Raw genomic sequence first — 17,601 nt, 5'->3', positions numbered from 1 at the left:
CCCCGGGGGGGGGGCGCCCCGCCGGGCGGGGGGGGGGGGGGGGGGGCCCCCCCCCGGGCCCGCGCCCACCTAACCGCGTCGCCGGGACACCGCCGGACGCGGCGGCGCGCGGACGGGCATGATGGCTCATCGTGCGCGTCCATCTCGGTTCTGACCACGCCGGCTATCACCTGAAGGCCGCCCTCATCGAGCGGCTGACCGAGCTCGGCCACACCCCCGTCGACCACGGGCCGAGCGAGTACGACCCCGACGACGACTACCCGCCGTTCGTCATGGCCGCCGCCGCGGCCGTCGTCACCGAGCCGGGCAGTCTCGGCATCGTCATCGGCGGCTCCGGCAACGGTGAGGCCATCGCCGCCAACAAGGTCGCCGGCGCGCGGGCGGCGCTCGCCTGGAGCGAGGAGACCGCCCGCCTCGGCCGCCAGCACAACGACGCCAACGTGCTGAGCCTCGGGGCGCGGATGCACGAGGTCTCCGAGGCCGTCGGGTTCGCCGAGGTCTTCCTGGCGACCCCCTTCTCCGACGAGTCCCGGCACACCCGCCGGCTGCGGATGCTGACCGCCTACGAGCGCACCGGCGAGCTGCCTGCGGTGCCGTCGGACGGGTCCGCGCCGCCCGTGGTCTGAGGCCCGTCAGCCCGCTGCCCGGCCGTGTCTCGCTGCCCGGCCGTGTCTCGCGGCCCGCCTCGAGGGTCGGGCCGCGCTGGCGAGCGGCGAAACGCTCCTCGGCCGGGCAGCGGCGGGCGGGGCGTCGGTCGCGCCGCCCGTGCCCGGTCGGCGTTGATCCGCCCGGCGATGATCCCCTCGGCCTCGGCCAGGTCGGCCGCGTCCGGCTGGGCGACGTCGCGTGCCCGCATGGCCGCGGTGAGGCTCAGCTTGCTGCGCCCGCCGCCGACGAGGCCGCGTAGCGCGCCGTCGGAGTCCTCCCCTTTGTCTCCCCGGCGCCACCGTGTGCCGCCAGGTGGCCGGGCCGGGCCGTCCCGGCCGCCGCCGGCGGGATCCCGTGGCCCGGTCGCGGGCCCCGCGCGGGTCGGCGTCCCCTGCCCGGGCGTCGGGTTCCTCCGCCGCGGCCCGACATCGCCTGGTCGGGCGGCATCCGGTGTACTAGACATTGTGTTTCCTCCCGAGGGAACTCGGAGGCGCTAGAACAGCGCATGGCGTGTATCCAGACCGGGTGTGTCGGTCATTGTGCGCCGCGAGTCGGCAACTGTGGCGCGATTCGGGTAGCCGCACGCATCATGTTCCGCGATGTGGTCGATAGTGGACGTTGCGGACACGGGATCGGGGCGCCGTGCCGTTTGCAAAGTCATCATCCGGCCAACACGCCGCCCTGGGACCGCCTGGAGGGTGCAACTCTTCCCGGTTTAGGTTAGGTTTGCCACGATTGAGTGGCTTGTCCCGAGGAGTGGTCCGAGGCGGGTGCCCGCGCGCGACGCGGTCGGGAGGTGCTGCGTGGATCGCGTGGCCGTAAGTGTCGTGATTCCTGCCTACAACGAGGCGCGTCGGCTGCCACGGTCGCTGCCGCTGCTGACCGCGGCGCTGCGCGAGGTGCCCGGCTCGGAAGTGATCATCGTGGATGACGGCAGCCTCGACGGCACCGCCGCGGTCGCGGCGGGGCTGTTGCGCAGCCTTCCCGGCAGCCGGGTGATCAGGCTTCCCTGGAACAGCGGGAAGGGCGCGGCGATCCGGGTCGGGGTGGCCGCCGCCGCCGGTGACGCGATCGTGTTCATGGACGCGGACCTCGCGTCCGACGTGTCCGATCTGCCGGCCCTGCTGGCCGCGCTGGAACACGCCGAGGTCGCGCTCGGCTCGCGGCGGATCGGCGTCGGCGCGGACCGGACCAGGACCCGGCAGCTGGGCAGTTGGGCGTTCAACCAGCTCGCCCGTTCGATCACCGACCTCGACATCGCCGACACCCAGTGCGGTTTCAAGGCCTTCCGGAACGCCGAGGCGAAGGTCCTGTTCAGCCTGTCGCGGGCGACCGGATTCGGCTTCGACGTCGAGGTGCTCTCGCTGGCCCGGTCACTGGGCTACCGGATCGTCGAGGTACCGGTGCGCTGGACCGAGGAACCGGGCGGGACGTTCCGGATCATCCGGCATACCCCGGCGATGATCGTCGACCTGGCGAGGGCCCGGCGCCACACCCACCGGCCCGACCGGCCGCCGGCGGCGCGGCCCGTGGAGCCGCTCGGCGGGCTCACCGGCTACCCAGGCCGGCACGACGATCCGGCTGGCGCCTCCCGGGCCCGCGACGAGCGGACTCCCGGCGGACCGGCCGGTGAGGGCGCGGTCCTGCCGGCAGACCCCCACGCCAACGGCACGGTCGCCGCCCGGCGGGTCGGCCCGGGCCTCGGCTAGCCCCTTCCTCCTCCTCGGTCTCCTTTTCTTCCTTCCTCGGTTTCCTTTTCCTCCCGTGGTCTCCTGCCCCCGGCTACCGCCGGTGGGCCTCGGGACCGCCGCCCAGCCCGGCCGGCACCGGCCGGGCGTCGTGGCCGCCGCCGGCACCCCAGGCACGGCCGGTGCCGACGAGCAGGTCCGAGCCGGTCGCGGCCCGCAGCCTGGCCGCGCCCGCGGCGACGCCCGCCCGGTCGAGCGCGGCCCGCGCCGCCGCGGGGGACGCCCCGTAGAGCAGCGCCACGGCTCCAGGACCCAGGCCGCCGTCGGCGTCGTCGGGCCTGGTCCGGTAGACCAGGTCGGTGCGGCGCAGCGCCGGCGGCGGCGCGTCTTGAGCGAGCGGGAACCAGGCACGGGTGACGACGTCGTCCGGGCGACGGTGGTCCGGTCGGCCGGCCCTGGCGAGCTCGCCGGACAGGACCGTCGCGAGCAGCGCCGCGCTCGCCTCCCAGCTGAACCCGGCCGCCCAGCCACGCGCGCCGTCCCGCAGCGCCGCGGCCCTGGCCGGCTCGCCCAGCTCGGTCAGCGCGGCGTCGATCGTGTCGGCGAGCCGGGCGGGGGAGTCGACCAACCAGCCGGTCCGGCCATCGAGGACCGCGTCGCGCAGGCCGGGGACCCGGAACGCGACCGCTGGCACACCCAGCGCGTTCGCCTCCAGCACGGACAGCCCCCAGCCCTCGCCATGTGACGGGTTCACCGTCAGCCACGCGCCGGCCAGCAACGCGTCCCTGGTGGCGGCCTCGGTGTGGCCGTGCCAGCGCAGCACCGCCTGCCCGCCCGGGCCGCCGTCCGGCCCGCCCTGCGCGATGCCCAGCTCGGCGGCCCTTGCCTCGAGCCGCTCCCGGTCCGGCCCGGAGCCGACGAGGTGCACCACCAGGCCTGGGTGACGCGCCGCCAGAGCGGGGATCGCCTCGAGGAGCAGGTGCAGCCGCTTGTGCGGGACCAACCGGCCGACACAGACGATCGTCGGGCTCGCCGCGCGGGGAGGCACGGGGGCGTCGCCGGCGGGCGCCGTCACCCCGTTGGGCACCAGGAACCGCGGTCCTGGCAGGCGCAGCACGGCCCTGGCCTCGTCGCGCGTCGACGGGGACACGGCCGCGAGCGGGCGGCGCCGGTACACCCAGCGGCTCCCAGGCGCCTCCAGCAACTGCCCGGCCTTGGCGACCGGGCCGGGAAAGAACAGCGGGAACTGCTTCTGGTGGACGTGGTGGAGGACCTGTACCACCGGCGTCGCCGCGGGCAGGACCAGCGGGCTGAAGAACGGGATCCCGTTCTGGCAGTCGACCACCGCGTCCACGCCGCGCGCGGAGCGGGCGAGCCGGGCGAGCCGGGCGAGGACCGACGGGTAGACGCCGAAGGTCCCGCCGCCGCGCCACACCTGTACTCCGTCGACCGTCGCCTTCGCGGCCAGCCCCGGCGGACGGGCGGTCAGCAGCGTGACGTCGACGCCGGCGGCGGCGAACCGGCCGGCGACCGACTGGCAGAACAGCTCGGCGCCGCCGGCTTGGGGATGGTCGAGGTCTCGCCAGTTGAGGAAGACCACATGCCGGCCGGCGAGGGCGGCGACGGCCTGCCCGGTCACGTCACCGGGCGTGGGATGGGGCATTGCGCCTCCTCGCCTTCCTGCATGGCTTTCGCCTGGCGGCTCGACGCCGCGGGCCGGTCCGTCCCGACAAACTAGCCGAGACCAGCCGGCCTGCCGCACGGTGAGCCATTTCGACCGCGCGCGGCCCGGGGCTCCTGTCCGAGCGGACGGTAGAAAAGGCGCAGTCATACGATTGCCCGGGTCCGGAGCCGGAGACGCCGGCCGGACGGGTGACGCGGAGAGGGGCCGATGGCGCTCGCGATGCGGCGGGATCTCGTCGCCGAGCTGTTGCGCGGCCCAATGGCGCTGGCGGCGGCCGGGGTCGCGGCGAATGGCTTCAACCTGGTGATGAACCTGGTGCTGGCCAGGGTGCTCGACCCGGACAGCTATGGCGCCGTCGTCGTCCAGACGAACATCTTCATGATTCTCTCGGTCGTCGGCACCGCCGTGCTGACCGCCACGGTGCACCGCGAGTCCGCCCAGATCGGCGACACCCGCCGCGCCCGTCGGGCCTGGATCCGCGAGCTACGCAACGTGACCTGGCTCGCGATCCTGGTCGCGTCCGCCGCGTCGGTCGCCCTGTGCAAGCCGGTCGCGCTGATGCTGTCCTACCCGCACCCGGTCGCCATCGCGGAGGCGGGGGTCGCCGCGGCGATCTGGGTCGGGCTGTGCGTCGAGCGCGGCCTGCTGCAGGCCAGGGGAAACTACCCGGCGCTCGCGCGCAACCTGGTCTTCGAGTCGGGTTTCCGGATCAGCTGCGTCGTCATCCTGGTCTCGGCCGGCTTCGGAGTGAACGGGGCGGGACTCGCGCTGGTGCTCGGTGTCCTGGCCGGTGGCGAGCATGCCCGGCTCGCGGCGGCCCGCACCCCGTCCCTCATCACCCGTTCCCCGTCGAGCGGGCGGTCGCTGGCCGGCGGTGACGCGAGCGTCTCGCCGACGCCGACCGCCACCGGCCCGATCCCGATGGTGCCGGCCGCCGCGACGCCACGGCGGACCAGGGACAGCCTGATCGCGGAGTCGTCGGTGGCGCTGGCCACGCTGGTACCGCTCGCGCTGCTGCAGAACATGGACGTCGTCATCGTGGGCTGGCGCAACCCCGACGGCGTCGCCGACTACGCGGCGATCTCCACGGCGTGCAAGGTGCCGGTGTTCATCGGGCTCGCGGTGGCGAACTTCCTGCTGCCCGAGGCGGCCCGGCGCAGGCGGGAGGGCCTGCCGGCCGGGCGGGCCCTGGCGATGGCGCTCGTCTTCGTGGTCACCCCCGGCCTGTTCCTGGCCGCCGTCGGCGCCATCGCCGGCCGCCAGCTCCTGTCCCTGGTCTTCGGGCCCGACCTGGCCGGGGCGGCCTCGTCCCTGTGGGTGCTCGCGCTGGCGATGACCTACCTGGCCGTCAGCCTGATGTTCGCGACGTACCTGCTCGGCGCCGGCTATCGCAAGATCGTCTGGGCGCTCGCCGCCTGCACCCCGCTGACCGCGGTCGTGCTGACGCTCGCCGGCGGCGCGGTGATGCGCACCGCCGCCGCCGGACTGGCGTGCCAGGCGTTCACCGCCGCCGTCGCCGGCGCGCTGGTCTTCCGCCTGCATCACCGCCATCTCGCCCGCTCCACCGCGGCGGTGCCCGTCAATCCCGGCGAGCCCTTCGAGGCCGTCGTGGCGGACGGCCGAGCCGGCGCCGGCCGGGCGGACGGCGCCAGGCCCGCCGAGCCGGTGCCCACCGGCGGGCTGGAGCCGGCCGGACGCCGGAGGCTGTCGCTTGCCGGCTCCCGCGTCGCCTTCTCGACGTTGCCCGCGACGGTGCCCGCGACCGGCGCCCCGGCCGCGGGCGGCCCGGCGGGCCGGCCTCGGTCAGGAGGTCACGTCGCGGTAGCGGAACAGCAGGGCGGTGATGACGGCGGCGACCAGCCCGTAGGCGAGGACACGCAGGCCGGCGTCGGCGTACGGCGTGGCATAGCCGTGGCCCCCGTTGGCGATGTCCTGGAGGAGCTGGCCGGGCAGCCAGCTCCCGGAGGGCTCCCAGATACCGGCGACGATGATCTCGACCGGTAGCACGTAGGCGAGCCCGACCGAGATCGACGCCGCCGGCGACCGGAACACGATCGCGGCCAGCGCGCCGAGGACGCCGAACCCCCAGGCGTTCACCAGGTTGTTGGCCACTCCCTTGCCGAGTTCGCGCATCCCCGCGGCCGATGTCCACGCATCGGTGGACACCCCCTTGACCGGCGCGAGCGCGAACGACAGCGCCACGCTGACGACGGCCGCCGCCAGCACGACCAGCGCGAGGAACGTCACCAGCGCCAGGCACTTGCCGGCGAGCAGCCGCAGCCGGTGCGGCTGGGCCATCAGCTGGTTGCGCAGCGTGCCGCGGCCATAGTCGCCGGCGAGCGACGCCGCGACCACGCAGAGCCCGACGACGCCGAGCAGGATACTGATCGCGTTCAGCCCCTGGACCAGTCCGGACGCCGAGGCCAGCCGCCCCGGATGCGGGGTGTCGGCGTAGTACTCGGGTGTGCCGGTGGACAGGAACGTCAGTACGGCACCCAGCGCGGCGACGGCCGCCGTCGCGCTGAACGTGCCGACGACGAACCGCCGTCGTCCCAGTGGCAGCCACTCGGCGAGGAACGCGCGAATCATCTATCGACCTCCCCGGCGCCGTCCCGCCCCGGCCCGTCGGGCCGCGGTGGGGCCGGCACGGTCGGATTCGGCCGGGTGCGCCCCATCGCTCGGGTACACCCCGTCGGCTGGGTCCGCCTGGTCGGCTGGGTCCGTCGAATCGGCGTCGGTGACGCCGGTGGCCCGCAGGAACGTCTCCTCCAGGTTCGGCCGGTGGGTGCGCAGGCCGCGCAGCACGATACCGGCGCGCATCGCGGCCCGGTTCAGGTCGGCGGCCATCCGCTCCGGCGCGTGCGCGACGACGACGATGCGCTGGTCGCAGGACCCGGCCGCCACGGTCGGCGGGCCGTCCAGGCGGATCTCGGCGCGCACGCCGTCCTCGGCGAGGACGGTGAGCAGCCGGCGCGCGTCGGCGCCGCGCTCCGGGGAGAGCAGGATCCGCGGGTCCCCGGCGCCGAGCAGCTCCTGGATCCTGCCCTGGAACAGCAGCCGCCCGCCGCGGATCATCACGACGTGGTCGCAGATCTGCTCGACCTCGGAGAGCAGGTGGCTGGAGACGAAGACCGTCATCCCCCCGTCGACGAGTTCGCGCAGCAGTGCCCGGATTTCCCGGATGCCGGCCGGGTCGAGCCCGTTGGTCGGTTCGTCGAGGATCAACAGCTCGGGGTCCGGCAGGAGCGCGGCGGCGATGCCGAGCCGCTGCTTCATGCCGAGCGAGTAGGTGGCGAACGGGTCGCCGGCCCGGCCGGTGAGCCGGACCAGCCGCAGCACCTCGTAGATGCGGCGCTTGTCGACGCCGCGCAGCACGGCGAGCTGGCGCAGGTTCTCCCGGCCGGACAGCCCTGGGTGGAACGTCGGCCCCTCGATCAGGGCGCCGACGTGCGAGAGGTAGCGCTCCGGGTGGCTGACCGGCTCGCCGAGCACGTAGCCCACGCCTTCGGTGGGACGCACCAGCCCGAGCAGCATCCGCAGCGTCGTCGACTTGCCGGCGCCGTTGGGGCCGACGAACCCGGACAGGGCCCCGAGGGGGACGTCCAGGTCGAGATGGTCGACCGAGGTGCGGGTTTCGTGCACCTTCGTCAGGCCGCGGGTCCAGATCGCCGCGTCTGGCCGTCGTCCCAGGCCCGCGGCCGGCTCGCGATGTGGGTCGCGGCGTGGCAGGTGCAGGTGTGGCATGTGCGGGTGTGGCAGGTGCGTGTGCCCGAGCAACGGGTGCGGAAGCCGCAGGTTCTCCAGGTGCGGGAACACCGACCGGCTCGGTTCCCGGTCCTGACTGGCCCAGCGGTGTCGGCCTGTGGGTCCCTGGCCACGCTCGCCGGGCGTCATGGGAACGGTCCTCCCGGGAGCGAGGTCCCGGTCCGGCCGGCGGGTGCCGGCCGGCCGGACCGAGACGGTGGGTGCGTGCGGGAAGGACCTACCCGCTTCGGCGTTCGCCGTACCGGTGACGGCACGCGACCGGTCCACCACGGCTTCTGTGCACTACCACCTGGTGACCCCTGGTCACCAGTGCCGACCGGCAGTGTCCGCGCGCCACGCCAGCAGCCACAATGACCCACAATGTCCGCCCGACGGTCGGTGGACTGTGAGATGGGTGGCGGGCGGAAGAGTCTCAGGACGCGGGTGTCCCGGGAACGGGGCGGGTCTTCTCCACGCGCCGGCGGACGCGCCGCCGACGCCAGGATGCCGAAGGGGCGAGCGTGCGCGAGTCGGCGGGTCTGCGGCACGGCACCCGGATCGTCGTCGTGGTGGCGGTTGTCCTGGTGGGGCTCACGCTGCTGCTCGCCGTCTACTCGTCCGTGCGGGCCAACCACGCCGCCGCGGAGCGCAAGAACCGGCTCGACCCGGCCGAGACCATCGCCGCGGAGCTGCACACGGCGATCGTCCGGGAACGCAGCGCGCTGCGGGGCTACATGATCTCCGACGGCTCGGACCGCGCGCTGCTCGACCCCTACTACGCCGCCCTGACCGACATCGACAAGCGCGCCACCGCGCTGCGCGCGGTGCTGGCCGACTTCCCCGATCTGCTCGCCCTCGTCGACAACCTGAGGACGTCCTACCAGCGCTGGCAGGACGCCGTCGTCGTGCCGGAGCTGAGCGCGATGGCGAAGGGCCAGCCCGCGGTCGCGCAGGCCCTCGAGCTCGGCCAGGACAGCGACACCCGCTTCAACCAGATCGGCACCGACATCAGGGATCTCAAGGATGAGATCGCGGTGGAGCAGGCGGATGCGGCCCAAAGGGTCGAGGCCTCCTCGAATCTGCTGCTCACTTCGTTCGGCACGGTCGTCGTCCTGCTGCTCGCGATGGCGGCCTTGCTGCTGATCCTGTCCCGGCGCTGGCTGATCGTGCCGATCAACGAACTGCGCTTCGCGGTGAACGCGGTCGCCGCCGGCCGCCACGACACCACCATCCCGGCCGTCGGCCCGCGCGAGATCGTCGATCTCGCCGGCAACGTGGAGGCGATGCGCGCCCAGCTGGTGAGCCTGGTCCGCCAGAACGAGCGCTTCTGGGAGGCGCTGGCCCAGGAGGGCCCGGCCGTGCTCGCGCTGCGCGACGCGCTGACGCCGTCGTCGCTGCGCGACACCGCCGGCCTGGAGCTGCGCGGCCGGGTCGACCCGGCGGAGGGCGAGCTCGCGGGCGACTGGTTCGACGCCTTCGAGACGCCGGACGGCCGGGTCGCGGTCGTCGTCGGAGACGTCGCCGGCCATGGCGCCACCTGCGGCGTCTTCGCGCTGCGGCTCAAGCAGCTGCTCACCGCGGCGCTGTCGCGCGGCGCGGAGCCGGCGACGGCGGTGCAGTGGGTCGTCGAGGCGCTTGGCGACACCGGGGAGACGTTCGCGACCGCCCTGGTGGCCCTGGTCGACCCGGGCGGCGGCGAGGTGGTCTACGCCAACGCGGGCCACCCGGACGCGCTCGTGCTGCGCGCGGGCACCCGGACCTACCTGGAGGACGACCCGGACGAGGAGGCGGGCCTCGCGAGCTTCCTCGACCTGGACGACGAGGAGGCGCTCGACCACCTGGCGAAGCCGGGCGACGTGGAGCCGCTCGCCTCGACCGGGCCGCTGATGTCCAGCCTGGTAGCCGAGCCGGGCGCCTGGCGGCTGGGCAGGCTGCGGCTGGACCCCGGTGACGTGCTGTTCGTCTACACCGACGGGCTCATCGAGGCCCGCGACGGCGACAACCGGCTGTTCGGCCGGTCGCGCCTCGTCGAGGAGCTGGTCCGCGTCGACGGCCGCCCGCCCGGCCAGCTGCTCGAGGACGTGTTCGCGGCCGTCCGCCAGCATGCCCCTGGCCGTCCCAGCGACGACCGCACCGCGATCGCGCTGGCTCTCGACCCGCGTTCCCGGGCTGGGTCCGCCAGGGCCTGACCGGCCGGCCGAGCCGAGGTCGGCCGCTCCCCGGACCGAGCCCATTAGAGGGTGATACCCCGCCCAGACGGGTGGTCTTTGTCTTGTCCTCCTGGTGACGAAGTTGCGTGATGGCAGGGATTTTGGGTACTTCTCGCGCCATGAGCGACGAGTCCGGCCGGTCGACCAAGAGGTCGCCCGACACCCTGCCTCTCCCCGAAGACGGGGTCGCGACAGCTACGAAAGGTGGGGATATGTCTACCGACGGCGAGACGAGTTCCCGTCGCGGCGGCCGGATTCCACGGCTGCCCTCTCCAGGTGCCTTGTTCAGAATCCTGGCGCTACTGCTCGTGCTGGTGGTCGCCGCCGGCCTGGTCAGTTTCGTCGCGGGCTGGCGGCCATCGCTGAACCCCTTCAAGGAGCGGGAGATCGACCGCAGTTCGCCGGCCGTGCTGCGGTCGCTGGAGGACCTCAGCGACTACCACGCGGCGAGTGGCCACTTCGAGGTCGTCGTCGACGTCGAGGAGGACACCAAGTGGATCCCGTCCTCGCTCAAGGGCGAGCGGGTGCTGTTCGTCGGCATCGGCACCGTCGACGCGGTGGTGAACTTCGGCGGCCTCGACGTCGACCGGATCATCGTCTCCGAGGACGGCAAGACGGTGACGATCCGGCTGCCCGCGCCGACGCTCAGCAAGCCCCAGATGGACTTCGAGCGCAGCTACGTCGTCGCCCGCCAGCGCGGCGCGCTCGACCGGATCGGCGGCCTGTTCGGTGGGCAGAGCACCGACCAGGGCCTCTACATCAAGGCCACCGAGCAGATGACCGCCGCCGCGGCCGCTGACGGCCAGATCATCGCACTGGGCAAGGCGAACACGACGTCGATGCTGCAGGGCCTGCTCGGCGCCCTCGGCTACGAGAACGTCAGCGTCATCTATGAGGAGGACCAGAAGTAGCGGACCGCGCGTCCGCACAGACCCGGCCCGGGCACGCGCCCCAGCGCGAGCCCGGGCCGGCGGCGTTCGACGGCGAAGGACGCGCGCCGTGGCCGCCCGGTGTGCGACGGTGGGCACGGGCTGGGCCGGCCGGTCCCGCCCGAGGCCCTGGACCGCTGGGAGGCGCCGGATGACCACGACTGGCGAGCGCGAGACCGACACCCCGGCCGCGGGGCTGGCGGGGGAGCTGGTGGCCTACCCGACCGCGGCCGCGCTGACGTCGCTGCGGGTCGAGCGGCGTAGCGCCGACGGCTCGGTCGTCCAGGTCACGCTGCTCGGCCCGGGCAAGGGCAACGCCATGGGCCCCGACTTCTTCCGCGAGCTGCCCGAGGTCTTCGCCGCCCTCGACGCCGACGACTCGGTGCGCGCGGTCGTCGTCACCGGCTCCGGGCGGAACTTCTCCTACGGCCTGGACCTGACGTCGATGCTCGGCGACATCGGCTCGACCGGCGCCGCGGACGGCGGGCTCGCCGCCGCCAGGACCGCGCTGCTCGGCAAGATCCGCAGGCTGCAGCGGTCGGTCGACGCGGTCGCCGACTGCCGCAAGCCGGTCGCCGCCGCGATCAGCGGCTGGTGCGTCGGCGGCGGCGTCGACCTCGCCGCCGCCTGCGACGTGCGCTATGCCAGCGCGGACGCCCGGTTCAGCGTGCGCGAGGTCCGGGTCGCGATCGTCGCCGACCTCGGCAGCCTGCAGCGGCTGCCCGCGATCATCGGCGACGGCCACCTGCGTGAGCTGGCGCTGACCGGCCGGGACATCGACGCCGCCAGAGCCGAGCGGATCGGCCTGGTGGGCGACGTGCTGCCCGACCCGGCGGCGGCGCTCGCCGCGGCGCACGCGTTCGCCGACGAGGCCGCGGCCAACCCGCCGCTGGTCGTTCAGGGCATCAAGGAGATCCTCGACGTCGCCCGGGGGCCCGAGGTCGCCGCCGGGCTGCGCTACGTCGCGGCCTGGAACGCGGCCTTCCTGCCGTCCCACGACCTCGCGGAGGCCGTCACCGCCTTCACCGAACGCCGCCCGCCCCGCTACCAGGGCCGCTGAGCCGTACCGGTCGTGCTGAGCCGCGCCGGTCACGCGGCGCCGCCGCGGGTCAGCGGCCGCGCCGCGTGCCGACCGCGGCGTGCCTCTCGATGAGGCTGTCCATCTCGGCGCGGATGCCCCTCGCGATGTCGACGATGTGCGGCTCGCGCATCATCGAGAAGTGCTCGGTCGGCACGTCGTGGTAGTCGTGGCTGCCGGTCAGGTAGCGCGACCACGCCTTCGCGGGGTCCGGGTTGTGCATCGCCCGGTAGACGAGCGCCCGCCCGGCCCATGGCTTCGGCCGGTAGTACCGCTCCAGCATCCGCCCATGCGCGAAGAAGGCGTCGAACTCGTCGAGGCCGGGGAGCACGAGCAGACCGGTGAGCGGTAGCTGGGCCATGCGCAGCAGCGTGTCCTTGTTGAACAGGTTGCGCGGGTCCTCTGGCAGCAGGACCTTGCGGAGCGAGCGCATCCGCCGCCGGTAGGTGTCCGCCACCGTGTCCCTCGCCTGCGCGGGGGGAACGGCCTCCTGGCGCGCCCCGTCGGCCCGCGCCGCCTCCTCGTCCCCGGCGAGCCGCAGCGAGGCCGGCAGGTAGCTGTCCAGCAGGGTCAGCAGCGCCACCTCCTCACCGGCCGCGGCCAGCTGCTGGGCCATCTCCAGCGCGATCAGGCCCCCGAGCGAGTGCCCGACCACGTAGTAGGGCCCGTAGGGCTGGATGACCCGCATCAGCTGCACAAAGCGCCGGGCGGCGCGCTCTACCGACCAGTCCGGTATGCCGCGCTGCTCGAAGCCATGTGCCTGGAACGCGTAGACCCCCTGGTCGTCGCCCAGGTGGCGAGCCAGCGACAGGTAGGCGAGCGCCAGCTGCGCGGCGCCGGCCACGCAGAACAGCGGCGGGCGCGTGCCGCCGGCCCGCAGCGGCACGATCGTCGGATGTGCCGGCCCGGAGCGCTGCGCGACCGACACCTTGCGCGCGAACTCGCCGAGGGTGGGGGCGTCGACCAGCGCCGTCACCGGCAGCCGGACGCCGACCTCCTCGGCGATCAGGGTCCGCAGCTCCTCGGCGGCCAGTGAGTCGCCGCCCAGCTCGATGAAGTCGTCGTCGACGCCCACCTGCTCGAGCTCCAGCACGCGGCACCACAGGTCGGCGAGCAGCATCTCCCACTGCGTCTCGGGTATCCGGAAGCTTCCCGACCGCGCGGGCGGCTCCGGCAGGGCGCGCCGGTCGACCTTGCCGCGTTCGGTGCGCGGCAGCGCCGGCAGCGGCACGATGCTCGCGGGCACCATCCAGGTCGGCAGCTTCATCCGCAGCTTCCGGCGGATGGCCGCGGCCGACAGCGTCGTGTCACCGGCGCGCGGGACGATGTAGGCGACGAGCCGGTTCGGCTCCGGGGGGTTGCGCACCGCGACGACCACCGCCTCGGCGATCTCCGGCAGCGCCAGCAGCGCCGACTCGATCTCGCTCGGCTCGACCAGGTAGCCGCGGACCTTCACCGCCGCGTCCCGCCGGCCCAGGAGCAACAGGCGGCCGTCGGGCTCGAACCGGCCGAGGTCACCGGTCGCGCAGCGCAGCCGGCCGTCGGGCAGCCGGCTGAACTTGGCGGCCGACAGCTCCGGCGCGTTCCAGTAGCCGGCGGCCAGGAAGTGGGAGGAGACGACGACGTCACCTGTCTCGCCGGCCGGGACGACACCGCCGTCCTCGCGTTCGATCGTCACGTCCTTGCCGGCGGCCGGCCAGCCGGCCGGAATGGTCCCCTCGGGGATCTGCTCGCCGGGCGCGATCTCGAAGAACGCCAGCGAGGCGACCTCCGACGAGCCCGACCAGTTGGTGTAGACGGCCGTGGGCGGCAGGTACGGCCGGATCGCGGCGATGTCGCCGCCGTAGACGGCCTCCCCGCAGGTGGTCACGAGCCGCAGGCTCGTCAGCTCGGCGCCGTCGTCGAGGGCGCCGACCAGGGACCGCAGCAGCGACGGCGTGGTGTGCAGGGTGGTCAGCTCGTTGCTGGTGATCCAGTCGGGCAGGTCGCGGATGCCGAGCGAGCGCGGGTCGTACGCGTAGAGCCCGACGCCGTTGAGCAGCGCGAACCCGACGACCGTGAAGCCCGCGGCGAACGCGTACGGCAACACCAGCGCGGCGCGGTCGCCCGGGGCGAAACCCAGCGCCAGCATGCCGGCGTAGGCGTCGTTGACCAGGGTGCCGTTCGTCCAGACGACCCCCTTCGGCTCGCCGGTGGAGCCGGACGTGAACACGACGGCGGCCACCGCGTCCGCGCCGCCGAGGTCGCCGGGGAACGGCGTCCCCGCCGGGGAGAGCCCGCCGACGGTGGCCGCCGCGGCTGGGTGGGCCTCGACCTCTTCGAGGTCGAGGAGCGGCACCGTGGCGCCGGCCTCTTCGAGGACCGGGCGGCCGGCCGGGTCGGTGAGGCAGCCGACGGCGCCGGACTGACGCAGGATCTGTCCGAGCCGCGCCGCCGGGACCATCGGGTCGAGCATCACGAGCGGCCGGCCGGTGCGCAGCGCGGCGAGCATCCCGACCAGACCGCCGACGCTGTGCGGCAGCAGCGTGGCCACCGGCTCGTCGCCGGCACCGAGTTCGGCGAGCAGTACCGCGGCGGCCTGGTCGGCGCGGGCGTCGGCCTCGGCGAAGGTGAGCGAGTGGCCGGGGGAGACCAGCGCGGGCACGCCCGGAAGCATCCGGGCGACGGCGCGGAACCGGGCCGAGATCGAGCTTTCGAGGTCGGCGGGCTCCAGCGGCCGGAACGGTACACCGGTCGCGGAGAACTTGCCTCTTGAGGAGTCGGTCGCCAGGGCTTCGACCGGTCGCCAGGACCCCGCGACTGATCCGCTGGTTTCCAGGGGGTTCGGGTCCGTCCTGCTCGCTGCCCCCTCCGCCGACCAGGTCATCGCCGCACCGCCCTCGGAAGATCGATCCATCTCGTTGCCTGTCTTCCCACCTGGATCCACGCCCGCGCACCGGGCGACCGGTTCCGGATCCCCATCCGTCTACCGGTTATATGTCCTTCATTTTCCTCGCGCCCGAATAATGGGTCTTCGGTGGGTCACCTGACTGTCTGTGGTTTAAGCCGGCAATAGAAGCATTAGCTGCAGGTGTGCCCATGTAGTGCACTGACCGCCTGCTATGACTGGCTGGTTACTTTTCTCACGCAACCCGCTACTGCCAGCGCTCCGGTGGACTCGCTACGTGTCGATCCCGCCCGGGTGTGACGGCCGCCGCATCGGGTGCCGCCGGTGGGCCGCCCGTGGCCGTCCGGCCGGGCGGGCCCGGCGCGTCCACCACCTCGCGAAGTTCGCGAACGGGTCGGTCGTTCGCCGGTGAGGCGTCGGTGGACCTTGCTGTCACCACTGCCCGCGCGAAACTTGCTCTTGATCGCTGGAATGATCCTGACTCAAGCTTCGTTCAGGAAGCTGAGTCTGCTAGGCTCAACTCAGGATCCCGGGAGGGACCGGGGAGGCAGAGAGGCGATCATGATGAGCACCTACCTGTGGGACCCGTTCGCCGTGCTGGGCCGCCTGGACCGTGAGTTCGACGCGATCGTGCGGAGCTCGTTCGGTCCCCGGCCTCGGGTGCAGCGCGCGGGCCTCGTGCCAGTAGCGCGGGCCACCGGCGCGGGCCGGGCTGCGTTCGGTGATGTCGTGCCGTCCGCCGACGTCGTCGCCGACGGGGACGACGTCGTGGTCAACATCGAGCTGCCGGGCGTGGACGTGGAGAAGGACGTCACGGTCGAGATCGAGCACGGCCGGCTGGTCGTGCGTGGCGAGCGCGGCGAGGCGGCCGAGTCCAGCGAGGGCGGCCGGATCCGCCGCGAGCGGTGGCACGGCTCGTTCCGTCGCGAGTTCTCGCTGCCGGAGCGCGTCGCCGCCGACCGGGTGTCCGCGACCTATGACCGCGGCGTGCTGTCCGTCCGCCTGCCGGGCGCGGCGGCCGCGCCGGTCGCGACCCGGGTCCCGGTGACCGCCGGGGCCAGGCCCGCCGAGATCCCGGTCTCCGAGGCCACGCCCGACGGCGCGGCGCGGGCCGAGCTCCCGGCGGACGGCGGCGAGCGGGCCTGATCTCCGCACGGCGAGGGCCGGGCACCCAGACGACGGGTGCCCGGCCCTCGCGCGGCCCGGCCGCGACGGTTTCGCGCGGCGCTGGCCTCAGGCGCCGTCCTCGGTGGTCGTCGCCGGTGAAGGCGCGGACTTGCGGCGGATCGTGGCCGCGGCACGCTCGGAGCCACTCCGGTTGGACGAGCCCTGGCTGGACGAGCCCCTGCCGGACGAGCCACGACCGGACGAGCCCCTGCTGGACGGCGGCGGGACCATCGGGCCGACGTCGCCGTCGGGAGCGGTGTCGAGGTCGACGACCACCGGGGCATGGTCGGAGGTGCCCGTCCCCTTGCGGGCGGCCCGGTCGACCCACGCCGCGGCGACCCGCCCCGCGACGTCGGCGCTCGCCAGCGTCAGGTCGATCCGCATCCCCATGTTCTTGGGGAAGCACAGCGCTCGGTAGTCCCAATAGGTATAGACGACGTCGTCGGGCCAGCGGGCCCGCAGCACGTCGACCAGGCCGAGGTCGGTCAGCGCGCCGAGCGCCGAGCGCTCCGGCTCGGTGACGTGCGTGGCCCCGACGAAGTCCGCCGGGTCCCAGACGTCGGCGTCCGTCGGGGCGATGTTGAAGTCCCCGCAGGCCATGATCGGCTGTCGCGGCGCGGACTCGGCGAGCACGCCGCGCAGCGCGGCCAGCCATTCCAGCTTGTAGGCGTAGTGCGGATCGTCCGGGGCGCGCCCGTTCGGCACGTACAACGACCAGATCCGGACGCCGCCGCAGGTGGCCGCGACCGCCCGTGGCTCGGGGTCCGGGAAACCAGGCCCGCCGGCCAGGCCGCGTTCGACGTCGTCGAGGCCGATCCGGGACAGCAGCGCGACCCCGTTCCAACGTCCGTCGCCGTGATGGGCGTACGCGTAGCCCCGCCGAAACAGGTCCTCGTCGAAGTTCTCGGCAAACGCGTTGTCGTCGAGTTTTGTCTCCTGCAGGCACACCACGTCGGGCTGGGCGCGGTCAAGCCACTCGATCAGCCGTGCCTGCCGGGCCTTGGCTGAGTTGATGTTCCACGTCGCGATCCGCACGAGATTGAACGGTAGTCCCCCGTCAGACACCGGATGCGATCACGGGGGGCGGAGATGGCATTGTGCCGATATGAGGCCACGCTTTACGAGAGTCGTCACGTTGTCGGAACGAGCCGTCACGTCACCCCGACGCGGTGCCTCCGCCCGGGCACGGCGGCGCCCACCGGTGCTCGCCGGGGCGCTCGCCGCGCTGGCGGTGAGCGCCGGCGGCGTCGGCTGCGGCCAGATCTCCGAGGAGACCCGCAAGGCCAGTCTCGACGTCGTCTGTGCCGAGATCGACGTGGACCCGGGCGAGATCGCCGAGAACCCGGAGCGGGCCAGGCTCGTCGCGCTCATCGTGCGCGACCTCGCTCCCGAGGAGAACATCCGCGATCTCGCGGACCAGGTCGCCAAGGACCCGAACGCGGTCAACCCCAGGGCCCAACTGGCCGAGTGGGTCGACGAGAAGTGCGGCCAGTAGGTCCCGGGCGGGCCCGCGCCGCGGGCGCGGAATCCTAGGGCGGGGCCGGGGATCACGGCCAGGCCGTGATC

General features: G+C 73.8%; 12 protein-coding genes and 1 pseudogene. 8 read left to right on the top strand and 5 right to left on the bottom strand.

Going from position 1 to position 17,601, the window contains the following annotated elements; genetic code table 11:
• The first annotated feature begins 131 nt into the window (after positions 1–131).
• Both I6A81_RS03875 and I6A81_RS03870 read left to right on the top strand, forming a co-directional pair.
• Complete coding sequence (locus I6A81_RS03875) at positions 132–626, top strand: ribose-5-phosphate isomerase (protein WP_203008053.1); 495 nt, start codon at positions 132–134, stop codon at positions 624–626.
• 834 nt (positions 627–1,460) lie between these two features.
• Positions 1,461–2,357 carry a dolichyl-phosphate beta-glucosyltransferase gene (locus tag I6A81_RS03870; protein ID WP_307874452.1) on the top strand — a complete coding sequence of 299 codons (897 nt, stop codon included), beginning with the start codon at positions 1,461–1,463 and terminating at the stop codon, positions 2,355–2,357.
• 73 nt (positions 2,358–2,430) lie between these two features.
• On the opposite strand, the gene I6A81_RS03865 is transcribed toward I6A81_RS03870, so the two are convergent.
• Positions 2,431–3,999 (bottom strand): glycosyltransferase family 4 protein, encoded by a 1,569-nt coding sequence (locus tag I6A81_RS03865; protein ID WP_203006507.1) that lies wholly within the window; start codon positions 3,997–3,999, stop codon positions 2,431–2,433.
• 228 nt (positions 4,000–4,227) lie between these two features.
• Between I6A81_RS03865 and I6A81_RS46025 the strand changes: the two are divergent.
• Positions 4,228–4,755: pseudogene (locus I6A81_RS46025) on the top strand (oligosaccharide flippase family protein); the annotation flags it as partial.
• A 1,068-nt stretch (positions 4,756–5,823) separates the two neighbouring features.
• On the opposite strand, the gene I6A81_RS03855 reads toward I6A81_RS46025, so the two are convergent.
• Together I6A81_RS03855 and I6A81_RS03850 are read right to left on the bottom strand one after the other, a co-directional pair.
• Positions 5,824–6,609: an ABC transporter permease gene (locus I6A81_RS03855; RefSeq protein ID WP_203006506.1), complete on the bottom strand. Its 786-nt coding sequence runs from the start codon at positions 6,607–6,609 to the stop codon at positions 5,824–5,826.
• Positions 6,610–7,914, bottom strand: a complete 1,305-nt coding sequence (locus I6A81_RS03850; RefSeq protein ID WP_203006505.1) for an ABC transporter ATP-binding protein — start codon at positions 7,912–7,914, stop codon at positions 6,610–6,612.
• Between the two features lie 371 nt (positions 7,915–8,285).
• On the opposite strand from I6A81_RS03850, the gene I6A81_RS03845 reads away from it, so the two are divergent.
• The 3 genes from I6A81_RS03845 to I6A81_RS03835 all read left to right on the top strand — a co-directional run bounded on the left by I6A81_RS03845 (position 8,286) and on the right by I6A81_RS03835 (position 11,963).
• Positions 8,286–9,953 (top strand): PP2C family protein-serine/threonine phosphatase, encoded by a 1,668-nt coding sequence (locus I6A81_RS03845; RefSeq protein WP_203006504.1) that lies wholly within the window; start codon positions 8,286–8,288, stop codon positions 9,951–9,953.
• A gap of 140 nt (positions 9,954–10,093) precedes the next feature.
• Positions 10,094–10,885 (top strand): DUF4230 domain-containing protein, encoded by a 792-nt coding sequence (locus tag I6A81_RS03840; protein ID WP_203006503.1) that lies wholly within the window; start codon positions 10,094–10,096, stop codon positions 10,883–10,885.
• Positions 10,886–11,054: 169 nt separating this feature from the next.
• Positions 11,055–11,963, top strand: a complete 909-nt coding sequence (locus I6A81_RS03835; RefSeq protein WP_203006502.1) for a crotonase/enoyl-CoA hydratase family protein — start codon at positions 11,055–11,057, stop codon at positions 11,961–11,963.
• 49 nt (positions 11,964–12,012) lie between these two features.
• On the opposite strand, the gene I6A81_RS03830 is transcribed toward I6A81_RS03835, so the two are convergent.
• A complete protein-coding gene (locus I6A81_RS03830; RefSeq protein ID WP_203006501.1) occupies positions 12,013–14,847 on the bottom strand; it encodes a non-ribosomal peptide synthetase in 2,835 nt (944 codons plus the stop codon).
• A gap of 585 nt (positions 14,848–15,432) precedes the next feature.
• Here I6A81_RS03830 and I6A81_RS03825 point away from each other — a divergent pair.
• Positions 15,433–16,014: an Hsp20/alpha crystallin family protein gene (locus I6A81_RS03825; RefSeq protein WP_203006509.1), complete on the top strand. Its 582-nt coding sequence runs from the start codon at positions 15,433–15,435 to the stop codon at positions 16,012–16,014.
• 87 nt (positions 16,015–16,101) lie between these two features.
• Here I6A81_RS03825 and I6A81_RS03820 read toward each other — a convergent pair whose 3' ends face one another.
• The gene (locus I6A81_RS03820) at positions 16,102–17,070 is read right to left on the bottom strand and encodes an exodeoxyribonuclease III (RefSeq protein WP_203006753.1); all 969 of its coding nucleotides are present in this window, start codon (positions 17,068–17,070) and stop codon (positions 16,102–16,104) included.
• 100 nt (positions 17,071–17,170) lie between these two features.
• Here I6A81_RS03820 and I6A81_RS03815 point away from each other — a divergent pair, with 100 nt between their 5' ends.
• The gene (locus tag I6A81_RS03815) at positions 17,171–17,530 is read left to right on the top strand and encodes a hypothetical protein (protein ID WP_203006754.1); all 360 of its coding nucleotides are present in this window, start codon (positions 17,171–17,173) and stop codon (positions 17,528–17,530) included.
• Positions 17,531–17,601: the final 71 nt, after the last annotated feature.

The organism is Frankia nepalensis (assembly GCF_016786325.1).
GTDB classification, from domain to species: domain Bacteria; phylum Actinomycetota; class Actinomycetes; order Frankiales; family Frankiaceae; genus Pseudofrankia; species Pseudofrankia nepalensis.
The sequence above is the reverse complement of the archived record's forward strand: the minus strand, read 5'-3'. Positions and strand labels throughout refer to the sequence as shown.

Coding starts and splice junctions, on each gene's coding strand:
- I6A81_RS03865 (WP_203006507.1), bottom strand. CDS start 3,999: ATGCCCCATCCCACGCCCGGTGACGTGACCGGGCAGGCCGTCGCCGCC.
- I6A81_RS03855 (WP_203006506.1), bottom strand. CDS start 6,609: ATGATTCGCGCGTTCCTCGCCGAGTGGCTGCCACTGGGACGACGGCGG.
- I6A81_RS03850 (WP_203006505.1), bottom strand. CDS start 7,914: ATGACGCCCGGCGAGCGTGGCCAGGGACCCACAGGCCGACACCGCTGG.
- I6A81_RS03840 (WP_203006503.1), top strand. CDS start 10,094: ATGAGCGACGAGTCCGGCCGGTCGACCAAGAGGTCGCCCGACACCCTG.
- I6A81_RS03835 (WP_203006502.1), top strand. CDS start 11,055: ATGACCACGACTGGCGAGCGCGAGACCGACACCCCGGCCGCGGGGCTG.
- I6A81_RS03830 (WP_203006501.1), bottom strand. CDS start 14,847: ATGACCTGGTCGGCGGAGGGGGCAGCGAGCAGGACGGACCCGAACCCC.
- I6A81_RS03825 (WP_203006509.1), top strand. CDS start 15,433: ATGAGCACCTACCTGTGGGACCCGTTCGCCGTGCTGGGCCGCCTGGAC.